Source organism: Methanoregula sp. (genome assembly GCF_028712425.1).
GTDB lineage: Archaea > Halobacteriota > Methanomicrobia > Methanomicrobiales > Methanospirillaceae > Methanoregula.
In genome coordinates this window covers 56,155-69,678 of the sequence record NZ_JAQTQD010000005.1, presented here as the reverse complement: position 1 = coordinate 69,678, position 13,524 = coordinate 56,155, and the positions used below count along the sequence as shown (strand labels likewise).

Annotated in this window: 15 protein-coding genes; 8 read left to right on the top strand and 7 right to left on the bottom strand. The window is 56.5% G+C overall.

From position 1 onward, the window contains the following. A partial coding sequence (locus tag PHF39_RS03970; protein ID WP_300220408.1) for a hypothetical protein occupies positions 1 to 270 on the bottom strand: 270 nt, incomplete at its 3' end. A 42-nt stretch (positions 271 to 312) separates the two neighbouring features. On the opposite strand from PHF39_RS03970, the gene PHF39_RS03965 reads away from it, so the two are divergent. The 3 genes from PHF39_RS03965 to PHF39_RS03955 all read left to right on the top strand — a co-directional run bounded on the left by PHF39_RS03965 (position 313) and on the right by PHF39_RS03955 (position 4,030). After that, on the top strand, positions 313 to 819 hold the full coding sequence (locus tag PHF39_RS03965) for a hypothetical protein (RefSeq protein WP_300220406.1): 507 nt from the start codon (positions 313 to 315) through the stop codon (positions 817 to 819). A gap of 232 nt (positions 820 to 1,051) precedes the next feature. Continuing rightward, the gene (locus PHF39_RS03960; RefSeq protein ID WP_300220404.1) at positions 1,052 to 1,393 is read left to right on the top strand and encodes a hypothetical protein; all 342 of its coding nucleotides are present in this window, start codon (positions 1,052 to 1,054) and stop codon (positions 1,391 to 1,393) included. A gap of 36 nt (positions 1,394 to 1,429) precedes the next feature. Further along, positions 1,430 to 4,030: an oligosaccharyl transferase, archaeosortase A system-associated gene (locus tag PHF39_RS03955; protein WP_300220402.1), complete on the top strand. Its 2,601-nt coding sequence runs from the start codon at positions 1,430 to 1,432 to the stop codon at positions 4,028 to 4,030. A 141-nt stretch (positions 4,031 to 4,171) separates the two neighbouring features. Here the strand turns inward: PHF39_RS03955 and PHF39_RS03950 are convergent, their stop codons facing one another. Then, a complete protein-coding gene (locus PHF39_RS03950; protein WP_300220401.1) occupies positions 4,172 to 4,846 on the bottom strand; it encodes a VTT domain-containing protein in 675 nt (224 codons plus the stop codon). Positions 4,847 to 4,998: 152 nt separating this feature from the next. Between PHF39_RS03950 and PHF39_RS03945 the strand changes: the two genes are divergently transcribed. Next, positions 4,999 to 5,586 (top strand): hypothetical protein, encoded by a 588-nt coding sequence (locus PHF39_RS03945; protein ID WP_300220399.1) that lies wholly within the window; start codon positions 4,999 to 5,001, stop codon positions 5,584 to 5,586. Positions 5,587 to 5,664: 78 nt separating this feature from the next. Here PHF39_RS03945 and PHF39_RS03940 read toward each other — a convergent pair whose 3' ends face one another. Further along, entirely contained in the window at positions 5,665 to 6,027 is a 363-nt protein-coding gene (locus PHF39_RS03940; RefSeq protein WP_300220397.1) for a hypothetical protein, read from the bottom strand. 58 nt (positions 6,028 to 6,085) lie between these two features. Continuing rightward, positions 6,086 to 6,529, bottom strand: a complete 444-nt coding sequence (locus tag PHF39_RS03935; protein WP_300220395.1) for a cupin domain-containing protein — start codon at positions 6,527 to 6,529, stop codon at positions 6,086 to 6,088. A 58-nt stretch (positions 6,530 to 6,587) separates the two neighbouring features. Here PHF39_RS03935 and PHF39_RS03930 point away from each other — a divergent pair, with 58 nt between their 5' ends. Beyond that, positions 6,588 to 7,256, top strand: a complete 669-nt coding sequence (locus PHF39_RS03930) for a flavodoxin family protein (RefSeq protein ID WP_300220393.1) — start codon at positions 6,588 to 6,590, stop codon at positions 7,254 to 7,256. 73 nt (positions 7,257 to 7,329) lie between these two features. Here PHF39_RS03930 and PHF39_RS03925 read toward each other — a convergent pair whose 3' ends face one another. From PHF39_RS03925 to cofD, 3 genes are all read right to left on the bottom strand, one after another. Then, positions 7,330 to 8,517 carry a HEAT repeat domain-containing protein gene (locus PHF39_RS03925; RefSeq protein ID WP_300220391.1) on the bottom strand — a complete coding sequence of 396 codons (1,188 nt, stop codon included), beginning with the start codon at positions 8,515 to 8,517 and terminating at the stop codon, positions 7,330 to 7,332. A 161-nt stretch (positions 8,518 to 8,678) separates the two neighbouring features. Then, entirely contained in the window at positions 8,679 to 9,605 is a 927-nt protein-coding gene (locus PHF39_RS03920; RefSeq protein WP_300220389.1) for a PEGA domain-containing protein, read from the bottom strand. Between the two features lie 89 nt (positions 9,606 to 9,694). Further along, positions 9,695 to 10,597, bottom strand: coding sequence for a 2-phospho-L-lactate transferase (gene cofD / locus PHF39_RS03915; RefSeq protein ID WP_300220387.1), 903 nt, complete (start codon positions 10,595 to 10,597; stop codon positions 9,695 to 9,697). A gap of 39 nt (positions 10,598 to 10,636) precedes the next feature. On the opposite strand from cofD, the gene PHF39_RS03910 reads away from it, so the two are divergent. From PHF39_RS03910 to PHF39_RS03900, 3 genes are all read left to right on the top strand, one after another. After that, on the top strand, positions 10,637 to 11,842 hold the full coding sequence (locus PHF39_RS03910; protein WP_300220385.1) for an HD domain-containing protein: 1,206 nt from the start codon (positions 10,637 to 10,639) through the stop codon (positions 11,840 to 11,842). A gap of 502 nt (positions 11,843 to 12,344) precedes the next feature. Continuing rightward, positions 12,345 to 12,818, top strand: coding sequence for a hypothetical protein (locus tag PHF39_RS03905; RefSeq protein ID WP_300220383.1), 474 nt, complete (start codon positions 12,345 to 12,347; stop codon positions 12,816 to 12,818). Between the two features lie 15 nt (positions 12,819 to 12,833). Further along, positions 12,834 to 13,310: a hypothetical protein gene (locus tag PHF39_RS03900; protein WP_300220381.1), complete on the top strand. Its 477-nt coding sequence runs from the start codon at positions 12,834 to 12,836 to the stop codon at positions 13,308 to 13,310. The last annotated feature ends 214 nt before the right edge of the window (positions 13,311 to 13,524 follow it).

Sequence of the window (13,524 nt, the reverse complement as noted above, 5' to 3'; positions counted from 1 at the left end):
CTCAAGGCTCTTCGAACCTCTCGGAACTCGAAGATTTTCCTGATGTAAAATCTTCTCCTCCTCAAGGTTCTTCGAACCTCTCGGAACTCGAAGATTTTCCTGATGTAAAATCTTCTCCTCCTCAAGGCTCTTCGAACCTCTCGGAACTCGAAGATTTTCCTGATGTAAAATCTTCTCCTCCTCAAGGTTCTTCGAACCTCTCGGAACTCGAACATTTCCTGACGGGAATCCTCTCCTTCTCCTAGGTCTAACGAACCAGTCAAATTCCATAACCCATATATTATTCAAAGAACCCCACTTATGTGAAGAATCATGACAGAACCAGAAAAATCCAAGGAGCCGCAGGGCACGAAGGGCTGGAGTACCGGCACCAAGGCGCTGGTCGGCATCGTTGTACTCATCCTTGTCCTTGCCACGCTTGCGGTCTTTACCCTGACCGTTGTGGTTATGGGATCGCTTACCGGGAGTTCTCTCCCCTACATGACGAATTACCGCGTCACCCTGCCGGATGGCGAACCGGTGACGATCGGGAACAGCCGCATCCTTGTCGCCTCCTATGACAACGAACTGTTCTGTGATGTTGACGGAACAAAGGAGAAACTCGTTGTCGGCCAGCAGCGCGTCATCGGCCCCGGGCACGCAAAGGTAACGGTGATGGGTCTCCCGGTCATCGAGACGGATTTCCAGATCACCCTCACCTATCTTGGCTCAACCGGGAAAAATGCGAACTTCGATATGAGTGTCAAAACATCGACACAGGTGCCGGAGATGGTGATCCGGCATATCATCCCCTCCAGCATGAATGCCCAGCCGGTATAATATCTATCCTCTCTTCTTTTTCCGGTTTTCCCGGTTACGGTACGACCTCGCGGTTAATGACGGCTGACTCTCTCCGCGATGCCCGATTTACTGTATAACGACTGATAACAACGGGAAGATCCTAGTATAAAACCACAAACATAATGCAGGATCCCCTCGCACATTCTCCTTCATGAAAGTAAAGAGACTGCACAATGGGATAAGCAGGCAATTGCCTCTTGTTTTTCTGTTCGTGTTCCTGGCATTCTCATTCCTGAGTCCGGCAGGGGCAGCCGAACCAGCGAAGGCCGGGCCATTCTTCACACCGGTCGAGATCAATACGACCAATACCTCCCTGGATCCGGCTGCCCTTCCCCCGGAGTTCCGGGAAACCCGGGAGCAGGTAGTTGTCAAATCCGAGCTGAACGAGACCGTTCTTGCAGCCCCCAAGGGGGAGATGGCCGCCGGCCCGCGGTCTATTGGTTTCTCGTTCGATCCCCTGGTGATGGCAGCAGCAGTAATTGCCATCGTGGTTATCGGGGCCGGAATTCTGTATTACCGGCGGAAAAATGGGGATCGGGAAGAGAAAGTATAATCCTGCAGCACAATCAGTTATCCTGAAGGCAAACCCATGGTTTTTCCCCCGGCACTCAAGAAACAACAAGTGCTCATAGCACTGGCAGTCGGTCTCTTTGCACTGTTCGCGCTCTGGCTCCGGCTCGTCCCCCTGCTCTCAATAGGACACAGCGACCTCATCAGGATGGTTGCCATGGACGATCCGTTTTACAACCTCCGTCAGACGGAGTCGCTGCTTGCCAACTCCCTGCAGTATGGCTGGTTCGATGCCATGACCCACTATCCGTTCGGGACAAGCATCTACTGGGGACCGGTATTCCCGACCATCATCGCCCTCTTCTGCCTGGTAACCGGTTCGGCAACACGCCCGGAGATCATCGGCACCGCTCTCCTGGTGACCCCATTGCTTGCGGCTGCCACGGTGGTCCTGATGTACTATGTGGGCAGGGCATTTGGCGACTGGAAGACCGGTGTTCTGGCATCGGGGTTCTCTGCCATTATTGCCGGGCAGTTCTTCACCGTCTCGATGTATGGTTACATCGACCACCATATTGCCGAAGTGTTCTTCTCAACACTCTTCTGCCTGCTGTACACCGGTGCGGTACTGTCGGCGAAAGGTGCAGATATCGATATCCGGGACGTGAAGACCTGGGGGAAAACCGCGGGCCTCGCCGGTCTTGCCGGGGTCGGATATCTCCTCGGCCTCTTCACTATGCCGACAATGATCCTGTTTGCCCTGATTGTCGGCCTTTTCACGCTCACCCAGTTCGTTGTTGATGCTTTCCGGAACCGCACCAGCGAGTATCTCGTTGTCATCAACGGGACGGTCTTTCTCACTGCAATAGCCGGGCTCCTGCTGTTCGGGCTGAAAGACCCGGGAATGGGTCTCTCAACATATTCCATCGGGCATATCTACGCGTATCTCACCCTGATCGCCGGAACAGGAGTGTTGTACGGTCTTGCCTGGATCCTCAAAGGAAAAAACCCGTGGTATTACCCGGCCACCCTTGCGGGGTGCGCATGCATGGTCCTCGTCCTCCTCTCCCTGCTGTTACCCGAAGTCTTCTCCATGTTCATCAACGCCGTTGAACAGTTCTTCGGGCAGCAGGCGGTTACCGAGACCGTCGAGGAGGCCATGGGCTGGTCGGAGGGTAAAGCCTGGCTGACATACCATTACGGTCTCATCCTGTTTGCCGGGGGGGTTCTTGTGATGCTGTACAACAACTGGATCGATGAGCACCCCCATCAGGTCTTTGCCCTTGTCTGGTCGCTGGTCATGCTCATCTCCACCTGGCAGCATATGCGGTACCAGTATTATCTGGCCATCACCATCGCCCTCATGGCAGCGGTCTGTGTCGCATTCGTTGTGGAAAAGGGGATGCCGGTGATCTCCCCGTTTGTACGGCGGACCAGATCCGAGCATTCCCCGGCAGTATCCGCCAGCATTGAGAAGGAGAAAGCCGGCAAGGGAAAGAAGAAATCTTCCCGGGGATCCAAAAAGCGTACCGCAGCACGCTCCGGAACGGACGCGGTCCTGATTGGGCTGGTTATCGCCACCGCTCTTGTTGCGGCCCTGTTCTGCTATTCTTCCGTTTCCACGAATTACTCGGTCGTCTCTGCCCGGGGGGACAACCTCATCCCCGACTGGCGGGAATCGCTTGATTGGCTGGGGAACAACACCCCAGATACGGGTGTCGACTACCTGAAGATATACGATCAGAAGACCTTTGCCTATCCTGAACAGTCGTACGGTGTCATGACCTGGTGGGATTACGGCCACATGATCACGTTTATCGCCAAGCGGATCCCGAACGCCAACCCGTTCCAGCAGGGAGTGGCTGGACCCGACGGGGCGGCGTCGTTCTTTGTAACAACATCGGAGTCCGGTGCCAGCAGGATCCTTGACAACCTGCATACGCGCTATGTCATCACCGACAGCCTGATGGATACCGCGAAATTCCCGGCCATGGCAACCTGGTACAACTCCTCGGTTAAGGAAAGCCCCTACATGGAAGACCTGTTCCTTCCCGGGGCTGAAGGGTCCGGCATGGTAGAGGCCCGGCTCATCTATACGCCCCTGTACTATCACACTATGGTATCGCGCCTCCACAACCTTGACGGCTCCATGGTGCAGCCGGCGCGTATTCTCTATATCGAATATTCCGACCCGGGCATTACCGGCCTGTCGTTCCCGCTCATCGTGAATGCAGAAGAGATGGATACCGCGAATGCCACTGAACGGGCCCGGACCTTCAACAGCCAGGCCCGGCCCGGCTACCATGCAAAGCTGATCAGTGTCTCACTCCTCTCCCCGGCCGATACGGTACCTGCGCTGCAGCACTACCGCCTTGTCCACGAATCTCCTACCAACAGCCTGGCATCGGATTCTGCTGACCTGAAGTTTGTCAAGACCTTCGAATATGTGAAGGGTGCGCATATTCGGGGAGACGGGATTATTGCGGTACCCCTGATCACGAATACCGGCAGGACCTTTACGTATTACCAGGAGAGCACGGACGGGGAATTCATTGTGCCGTATTCGACAACTGGTAACGAGTATGACGTCAGGGCCACCGGAAAATACCGGATTATCGCAACCGGCCGGGAATTCGATGTCCCGGAATCGGCAGTCATTGAGGGACTCACCATTCATTAACCGGGGTCTGGACAGATCCCTGCCCCCCTTACCCCCTTTATTGAGAATATGAAACGAGCTCCCGGCCCCTTGCTCTGTATTCTCGCGGATCGCGTTGTCGTGGAAAACAGGACGGGCACGGGATTTTTTATACGGTTCTCCTTAGTTCTTTCCTTCCGGGCCCGTAACCCTCTCATTACACGATGACTGCCGGAGCATCTGGAAAATGATGGACCCCACGGCCAGCATCGAGACCCCGATGATCAGGTACACGATGAGACTGAAGTTCTCTTTGATAATAGGCAGGCCCCCGAAGAAGAATCCAACAAGAGTGAATGCGAGGACCCAGAGGACCGCTCCAACGATATTGTAGGTGAGGAACCAGCGATAGCTCATTTTGCCCACGCCGGCAAGGAACGGGGCGAAGGTCCGGATAAAGGGGACGAAGCGGGCGATGACCACCGTCATGCCGCCATATTTCGCAAAGTACTCGCGGGTCTTTTCAAGGTGTTCGACACGGACACAGCTGTATTTCTTCTCGAGCACCTTCATGCCGGCAGTATGCCCGATCCAGTAATTGACCGTATCGCCAAGGATTGCAGCCGCAAGGAGGATGATAATCAGGGCCTCGATGTTCAGGTAACCTGCCCCGGCAAGCGTACCGGCAACAAAGAGGAGCGAGTCGCCGGGGAGGTACGGGGTGATAACAAGTCCTGTCTCGCAGAAGATGATGGCAAAGAGGATCAGGTATGTCCAGAAGCCATAACTCTCGATAATACCGGGGAGGTACTTGTCGATATGGAGCACGAGGTCGATAAACAAAAACGGCAGATCCATCTCCGTTACTATTCACCGCAAATCATCATAAATGCACGTCCGGAAGGTCCCTTCCCGGGCAGGAACCCGTGCACCGCCCGGATACCTGGAACCCCGTATCCAGAATAAATGCTTTTTAAAGGTACGGACAATAAGGAATACAGGTGAATTTCGTGAAACAAGAGAATCCACCCACCTACTCCTTTGTCATTCTCACGTTCATCCTGATACTCGTCGATACTCTCCTTGCATGGCTCTCCATCACGGTATTTCCGCTGGTCGCCGGGGGCGTAATCTCCTGGATGTATATCGCCATCGCGTTCATGGTCCTCTTTACTCTCTGGTTTGGCTGGTATGGTGCAATCGCTTCCTATGTCGGGACTCTCGTGGGCTCGGGGCTGCTGGTCTCCGATACCCTGGTCCACAATCCTCATGTTGCGCTCGTCTGGGCTGTGGCCGGTCTCCTGCAGGCACTCATCCCGCTTGTTGCGGTACGGAGTTTCCAGGTTGACCTGACCATGTCCAATCCCCGGGACTATACCTATATCATCCTGTTTGGCGTGATCATCAACAACCTGGTCGGGGCAGCATGGGCAATCTCGACGCTCTCGCTTGTCGAAACAGTCTCGTTTTTGGATGCGTTCCTGGTATGGTTCGGCGGCAATGCGGTTGTCTGTATCCTCATTGTGCCCCTCTTCCTGAAGCTGTTTACGGAGAAGGTGCAGAAGAACCGGTTGTTTGTCAGGAATTACTGGACCTGACTTCTCCTTTTTTTACTGTACCTGTCCCAGACCCCCAGGTAGGATTTCCCTGCCCTCCCGCGGCCTCTCCCATTACCATCAGGTTCCGGAAGGAACCGGGGTTTCGCCCATTGCCCGGAGCATGAGGGGGAGGCCAACCGCGATGATGAAGATGAAGAGGCTGACCCAGAGGTGAACTCCGAGATAGGACAGGAACGCAGCCCAGAGGAGGGCGACGAGCACCAGGCAGTAGAAGATCAGGAGGGAGCGGTCCTTCCCGCTTTCCCGGATCTCGATGAAGCCGACGACCGGGTTGATTGCCGCAAGCGAAGCGAACAAAAAGACGAACTGGAGTACCGCCCCTTTATGGAGCAGGAAGACTGCCCAGAGTACGGCAACGAACAGGATCAGGAAGAAGAAGACGCGGGTTCTTTCTTTTGGCGTACGAGACTCCGTCGCCATAATGGAGAGATAACCGTCCCGCTATAAAAAACGATTGCCGGATCCGGCCCGGGCCAGGTTAGCTGACAAGTCGTTCATCTTCTGCCTGCCACCGGGGGGATACAATACAGAGGAATACCAGGTCTCCTGTGCCTATGTTGCGGATGAACTGGCGGGCACCCGGGGGAATATACACGATCTGCCCCTCCCGCACGTGAGCCTGCTCGTTTCCGATATGCATCTCCCCTTCCCCGTCAAGGATGTAGTAAAGCTCCACCGACCGCTCCAGGACATGGGGTAACGTGGACTCTCCGGCCGGCACAATGGCATGGGCAACACTGCACCCAAGCCCCGCGGCTTCCTTGACCTTATCGGGATGCAGGAGTTCGCACAGGACGGAACGGTCGATCACGCGTTTATGGGGGCAATCTGCGATACCACGGATAAGCATGGAAATTCCTGTTGGATCATGGGCTGCGGTGATATATGGAACTGGCGTAGTGATGCCACGGATACAAGCCATTCTTACCGTACCACACATCTTTATGGCGCGCCGGGAGCATCATTACTGTAGTGGTACTATGAAAATCATTGGTATCAATTCCAGCCCGAAAGGCGAGAAGAGCCAGACCCGCCGGCTCGTGATGGGGGTTCTCGAAGGCGCCCGGCAGGCGGGTGCGGACATTACGTTTGTCGATATCTGTGCCCTGGACATCCACTACTGCACTGCATGCGGAACCTGTTATGCAAAAGGAGAGTGCATCCATGACGACGATTTCCCTGCGCTTCTTGAAAAGATGTCAGACGCGGACGGTATTGTCCTCGGATCGCCGAATTATATCAACGCAGTGACTGCCCAGCTCAAGACCATGCTCGACCGGATGGCAGACACGGTCCACTGCCAGGCATTTGCCGGCAAGTACGGGTGCGCTGTCTGCACGGCCGGGGGTTCCTATGCCAACGAGGTTGCGGATTACATGAACATGGCCCTTGGCAATTACGGTACAATGATCGTCGGGAAGGTTGCCGTGCACCTGGGCGCCGATCCGGATGCCATTACCGGTGCGGAGAAAGAGGCAAAGGCGCTCGGAAAGAAGCTTACCGAAGCGATAAAGACGAAGTGGTCCGATCCCGCACAGGAGAAGATCCTCTTTGAACGCAAAGAGTACTTCAAGCGCCTTGTATCCTTTAACAAGGACCTCTGGAAGCACGAATACGATTACTGGAAAGCGGCAGGGGAACTGCCCTGAACTTTTTTAAGAACTTTCGCACGGTGCAGACATCCTGACCGTCTGAACGAACGGAAAAAAACGGGTATTGGGGTTATTGGGCAGTTCGTTTCTTGATCATCTCGAGGGCTTCGAACGCCTCTTTCCTGACGGCAACGTTTTCGTCCGAGAGGAGCCCGGTCAGGTGGTCGACAGCCTTCTGGTCGCCGATCTCGCCCAGCAGGAGTGCGGCCCGCTTCCGGACATCGCTCTGTTCGTCCTTTAAGACCATGATAAGGGGCGTTGTTGCCGGCTGGCCGAGCATCCAGAGTGCCTCCATGGCACCGGAGCGGATCCGGTTGTCGCCTTCGCGGAAGACCTGCATGAGCGGCGCGATTGCCGGCACGCCAAGGGCTGCAAGGGCCCTGACAGCCTCGATCCGGACAGGCCGGATATCGTCTTCGAGGCATTCGATGATCTTCGGGATCGCCCGCGTGTTGCCGATCTGGCCGAGCGCATCGATTGCACCCCTGCGGATACCCGGATTCTGGTCGGCCAGCGATGCGATCAGCGGATCAATGGCCGGCTCCCCGATTGTCACGAGGGCCAGGGATGCCCGCCTGCCAACATCCTCGTTCTGGGCGATGAGTGCACGGATGAGGGGGTCGATCGCGGGGATCCCGAGAGAGCAGAGGGTTGCCATGACCGCGGTCCGCACCCGTTCCTGCGGATCGTTCAGGCTCTCGATCAGGTGCGGGATGCAGCGGGGGTCGTTGATGCGGCCAAAGGCAACGGCAGCCTCGTACCGGACACCGGCGTCGGCGTCCTTTATAGCCTCCGCAAGTACGGGGACTGCCCGTTCCTCTCCCATCATTCCCAGCGCCTGCACAGCGCCCCTGCGGATCAGCGGGTGGGGGTTCTTGGCTGCCTGCACCAGGGGACCAACCGAAGGCTCGCCAATCAGCTGAAGGGCCCGGATCGTTTCCTGCCGGACATCGTCACTGGGTTCAGTCAGCGCCGAGATCAGCGGGTTGACCGCAGGTGCCCCGATCTTTCCCAGCGTATCAGCAGAGCCCCTGCGGATGATCCAGTACTCGTCCTGGAGCCCCTTTATCAGTGGCTCAATAAAGGCTTCGCCAAGGTCGCCGACCGACCGGACAGCGGCCCAGCGGGCATCGAGGTCGCCGTCGGTCAGGGCTTTCAGGAGGTTCTCGTAGCGCTCTTTCTGGGATCTCTGGCGCGCCTCTTCACCCTCCTCTGTCCCTGACTTGAACAGGTTGAGGAATTTTTTCATTACGCTCATAAAACTTCTCCAGACGAATATTAGGTGAAAATGTTCAAATAGGTATCGGGTAGGCCTTCTCGCCAGATTTGCGCGATACTGCCCGCTATCGCGAAAAATCGCTGTTTTTCATTCCTGGCCGGAACTGAGGAAAAGGGAGAATGCGGGAGTATGCATCAGGGCTACCCGGAATACCCTACCGTGAACTGGGCAGAACCCGATGTTGTCTTTGGGACGTCATACACTTTCATGGTATAGGTGCCGGTTGGCACGGTGTTGTCCAGAGTGTAGGAAAAGACCCAGTTATCGTTTGCCTGCACTGAGACAGTTCCCAGACCGATCCCCCCCGCATACCGGTCCGGGCCGTAGAGGACGAGTTCTACTTCGGGAGCATTCGTGGTGCAGAGGCCGGAGAACCGGACGGTGTTTCCCGGTGATGCAGCATACGTGCTGGGAACAACGGTCACTTCCCCATTGCCGATAACCTCGAACTCTGCCTGGGCGAGGGCCTTCTTGTCATGATCGGTGGCGGTGGCCCGGTAGGTACCCGGCAGGATCTTGCTGCCCGGGTTCCAGACATATGCCCAGTTGCCAAAAGCATCGACATCCTTGGGAAGAGACGTGCTCCCGCTGGAATAGATCCCGGACCCGTAGATGGTCACGATAATGTTTTTCGTGCCGGAAGCGGTCCCCGTGAACGTATTCGAATCACCGACAAGCATCGGGTTTTTCCCTGGCTTGATGGTCACGGTAACCGGACTGGAAGGCATTGCAGCAGGAGCAGTGGTGGTCGCGACTTCTGGTATCGTGGAAGTACCTGAAGTTGCGGGGATCATGGCGGCAAAGACATTGTTGCTGCCCGGGGAGACAAGTATGACCTCGGACCAGCCCTGGTAGCCGGGATACCGGAACTCGATGGCATGGTTTCCGGGTTCCACTCCGGTCAGGGAGACCGGTGTGGTCCCCCGGAACTGGGAATCAAAATAGACCTGGGCTCCCGTTGGCGACGATGTGAACTGGATCGTCCCCGTCTCCCGGGGAGCCTCGTAGACACAACCCGCCAGCAGGATCAAAAAAACCAGCGGTACAATCAGCAGATTCCGGATCAAACGGTTTTCCTCTTACGTTAACCGTTATTGCGGAGCGATATATAGATTTGCAAACCGGGACACTACGGCGCGCAGGGGAGGGACCGTAATCAGGCCTCCTCTATCAGCCGGAGGACTTCCCGCGCAAGGGCCACGCTCTTGTCCTCGTCCGTCATCAGGGTGTCGAAGCGCACCGCATGGCTGACCTCGACGGGATCGCGGATATCCTGGACAAAGATATCGGTCAGGCCCCCGTAACAGTTGAACGTCCCGATAGAGTTCGGTTCAAAACCGGCTGCCCGCATCAGGGCGGCTGCCGGGCCGCTGACCGGCTCATTGCCGATGAACGGGCTGACCGCAAGGACAACTTTGTCCTGGATCGCCTCTTTGATCCCCTCGCAGCCAAGGACCGGGGAGATGCTCGTGATCGGGTTGGAAGGGCCGATGACGATGGCATCGCTTGCCCCGATGGCTTCGAGGGCCTCGGGCGTTGCAACCGGCGGTTCGGTGAAACTCCGCATAACCCCCTGGATCGCGATCTTCCCCCGTGCCCTCACCCAGTATTCCTGGAAGTGGATCGGGCCAAGCTCGGTTTTCACCTGCGTTGTCACCTCCGTGTCGGTCATGGGCAGGACGTTCTCGCGGACACCGTAGCGCTCGCAGAGAAACTTCGTCACGTTTGTCAGCCGCATCCCACTGCGGAGCATCTCGCCCCGGGCTATGTGGACGGCCCGGTCCTGGTCACCGATGCCGATAAATTCGTCGACGCCAAGGTTCATGATCTCATCGTGGGTGGTGAAGGTGTCGTTCCGGATCCCCCACCAGGTGTCGGTGTTGAGGATGCCGGCAAAGAGGTACATGACCGTGTCCACATCGGGTGAGATGCGGTTCCCTGAGATCCAGATGTCTTCGGCCGTGTTCACGATCACCGAGATCTCATGCCGGTCCATCACTTTCTGCATGCCCCGCAGCAGTTTCGGCGTGCCGGTCCCGCCCGACAGGAACGTAATCATTACTCAATACTTTTATGCGATGTATATGAAGATTCTTTAGTGAACGCCAAGATCATCAAGGACCCGGTCCACGGTTATATCGAGATGGAGGACTATGCCCTCCGGCTGCTCGATTCCCCGCTACTCCAGCGCCTCCGCTATGTCCATCAGCTTGGCTTCTCGTTCCTTGTCTATCCCGGGGCCAATCATACGCGCTTTGAGCATTCCCTCGGGACCATGTTCCTTGCCGATGTTGCCTGCCGCAGGTTCCAGCTGCCGGAGGACGAGCACCGGCTCGTTGTCTCCGCCGCGCTCCTTCACGACATCGGCCACGGCCCTTACTCGCATGCGAGCGAGCCGCTGATGGAGGAGTACCTGCACAGGACCCATGACGAGATCCGGCCGGTCATCGATGCAACGACAAGCAACGTGCTTGCAGAAGCCGGAGTGGACCCGGAGGAACTGGCGAGGGTTGTTGAGGGGAAGCACCCGCTTTCCAGCATCATCCACGGTGACTTCGATGTGGACCGGATGGACTACCTCCTCCGCGATGCCTACTATACCGGCGCGCCCTACGGCACGGTCGACGCGCAGCGTCTCATCCGTCACCTGATCCGGTATCCTGACGGTACCGTACTGGACGAGAACGGCATCAATGCCGCAGAGTCTCTCCTGATCGCCCGGACCCTGATGCGGCCTACGGTCTATTACCACCATGTCAGCAGGATCGGTGAGAGCATGTTCCAGCTTGCTGCCCTGGAACACTGCGCTGGTATGAACGCAGAAGAGCGGCGGCAGTTTCTCCGCCTTGATGATGCAGGCTGTATGCATTCCCTGCGCACTTCAGAAAACCCGGTCCCCCGCGGGATCGCGCTCCGGCTTTACGAACGGCGCCTGTACAAGCGGGCCGTGTATGCGGGGAGCGACCAGATCAACCCGGTGACCTGGCAGGACGGGATTACGCTGGAAAAGTCCCGGGACCTTGCAGCACAGATCGCGGAGACGGCAGGGATCCGGGCTGAAGAAGTGCTCGTGGACATCCCCCCCATCCCCCGCGAGATGTCCCTTGGCGTCCGGGTGCAGAGCCGGAATGCCGTTACGAATTTCGAGGAGCTCTCGCCCCGGATCCGGACCCTCAACATGACCCGGCGCGAGCAGTGGCGCCTTGGGATCTACTCGGTGCCGGAACACCGCGATGTGGTCGGCGATGCTGCCTGCGAGGTCCTGCACATCAGAAAACCGACCCGGCAGGACACGCTGTTTTAGGCAGGCGGGGTGTCTCAGGAGGATCTGCCCGGGCGGGATGAAGGATCCTCTGAGGAAGTCTGTACCCATGCGACCCCCCCTCATCGGTATTGTGCCCGGTGTCATTCATTTGCCGTCGTGAATTATCACAAAACTGGTGCCCTGGAGAGATCTGGCTGAGGGGGGTCGCGTGGGTACATACTGTTTTTCAGCGGGCTTGTTGTTATGAGAAATGCCAGAAAATATCCCGGAGATAACCTGAACGTCCGGGTGGGAACACTATGGTTATGTACCTGTGCGACCCCCCACCATTGGTGCAGCCCTGTCGTCAATTGTTTTATGATTAACGTTCCTGGATCTGATGAATCAGTTGGAAATCGAAGTTTCGAGGGTTATCAAATCCAGGAAATGAGAAGGGAGACATAAGCCGACCTTCGAAGAACTGCGGGGCAGTTCTTCTCGTCCTCCCAGTCTGATGACCGGTCGGAAAAAAATATAGTCCCATCCTCCAACATTCACACATATGAAGTATCATGTTCTTGCTGCCTGCGTCCTGATAATCTCCGGAGTCATGATCGCCGGGTGCAGCCAGGGCACAACAGCATCGTCGGCACCTACCGGCACACCGGGTACGGTTGTCACTTCCACGGCAACACCTCATGTTTCGTTCTCTCTTGGTTCCCATTATCTACAGGATCCCCAAGGTTACACATTCCTGTCCGAAAAGGATGTCATCGTAAGAGAGTTCAGGATCGACGATCCCTCATGGGGGATCGATTTCGTTGTCCTCCCGCTGAATGACGACCCGCAGTACTGCTGGTTCGAGATGACGGTCACAAATATGGACAATGGCCAGGCCGAGACCTACGGATTCGGCCGTACATTCAGTTATGAGAAGCACCAGCAGTTCCCTATGTACGTGACCGGATCCTACAAGATCGAGATGAAAGGAAACCTTGTCAAGGTGGATGTGACTGCGGCAAAGCGGAATCCGTGAAACAGAGGCATAACCATGATTGAAGACTGGATTGTTATCACCTGCGGCGTCATCGTTATTGTAGCCGCCATCGCGGTTGCAGTACTGAAACTCCGCAGCGCCGAACGAAAGATGCATGAGAGCATGCACAAGTTCAAGATTTATTCCGATCTCCTCAACGCGATCACCGAGCTCAACCTTGCCGGCGGGGATCCGTACAAGATGGATGTTGCCAAGAAGAACCTTGCCCTGACCCTGAACCGGCTCAACCTCGTAGGGAGCACGGGAGTGCTCCGGAGTACCAACAACCTCCTGGATTTCTTAAACGAGTACAAGGACAAGGACTACGATACCCTCAGGCTCCACAACATCCTCAACCGGCTCGTGATCGAGGCACGCCGCGATATCAATCCCGAGCATGCCCGGAAAATCGAGGAGTCACAGGTACGGTTCCGGTTCTTTGCGCCGCCGAGGAACAGGGTGCAGGCACAGCCGCCGGAGAAGCAGGGGTAGGCCGGGGGCGGTCACTTTTCTTGAGAACACGGTGGTCGGAAGATCCGATAACGCTTTGACCTTTTCGCAACACCTCACCTCCTCATAGTTCTGATGAATTCGAGACCTTCATGAGAAGGTCGAGAAAGAGAAGAGCTGCAGGCTCTTCGAACTAGTCGAAAGTCGAAGAACGCTGAAGCGTTCTTCTCCACCTCGGGGTCTGATGACCCCTCGG

Bases quoted from the DNA above. Each gene is read 5' to 3' on its own strand.
- PHF39_RS03950 (WP_300220401.1), bottom strand. From the start codon at position 4,846: ATGGATCTGCCGTTTTTGTTTATCGACCTCGTGCTCCATATCGACAAG.
- PHF39_RS03940 (WP_300220397.1), bottom strand. From the start codon at position 6,027: ATGGCGACGGAGTCTCGTACGCCAAAAGAAAGAACCCGCGTCTTCTTC.
- cofD (WP_300220387.1), bottom strand. From the start codon at position 10,597: ATGATTACGTTCCTGTCGGGCGGGACCGGCACGCCGAAACTGCTGCGG.
- PHF39_RS03955 (WP_300220402.1), top strand. From the start codon at position 1,430: ATGGTTTTTCCCCCGGCACTCAAGAAACAACAAGTGCTCATAGCACTG.
- PHF39_RS03925 (WP_300220391.1), bottom strand. From the start codon at position 8,517: ATGAGCGTAATGAAAAAATTCCTCAACCTGTTCAAGTCAGGGACAGAG.
- PHF39_RS03930 (WP_300220393.1), top strand. From the start codon at position 6,588: ATGAAAATCATTGGTATCAATTCCAGCCCGAAAGGCGAGAAGAGCCAG.
- PHF39_RS03905 (WP_300220383.1), top strand. From the start codon at position 12,345: ATGAAGTATCATGTTCTTGCTGCCTGCGTCCTGATAATCTCCGGAGTC.
- PHF39_RS03965 (WP_300220406.1), top strand. From the start codon at position 313: ATGACAGAACCAGAAAAATCCAAGGAGCCGCAGGGCACGAAGGGCTGG.
- PHF39_RS03900 (WP_300220381.1), top strand. From the start codon at position 12,834: ATGATTGAAGACTGGATTGTTATCACCTGCGGCGTCATCGTTATTGTA.
- PHF39_RS03935 (WP_300220395.1), bottom strand. From the start codon at position 6,529: ATGGCTTGTATCCGTGGCATCACTACGCCAGTTCCATATATCACCGCA.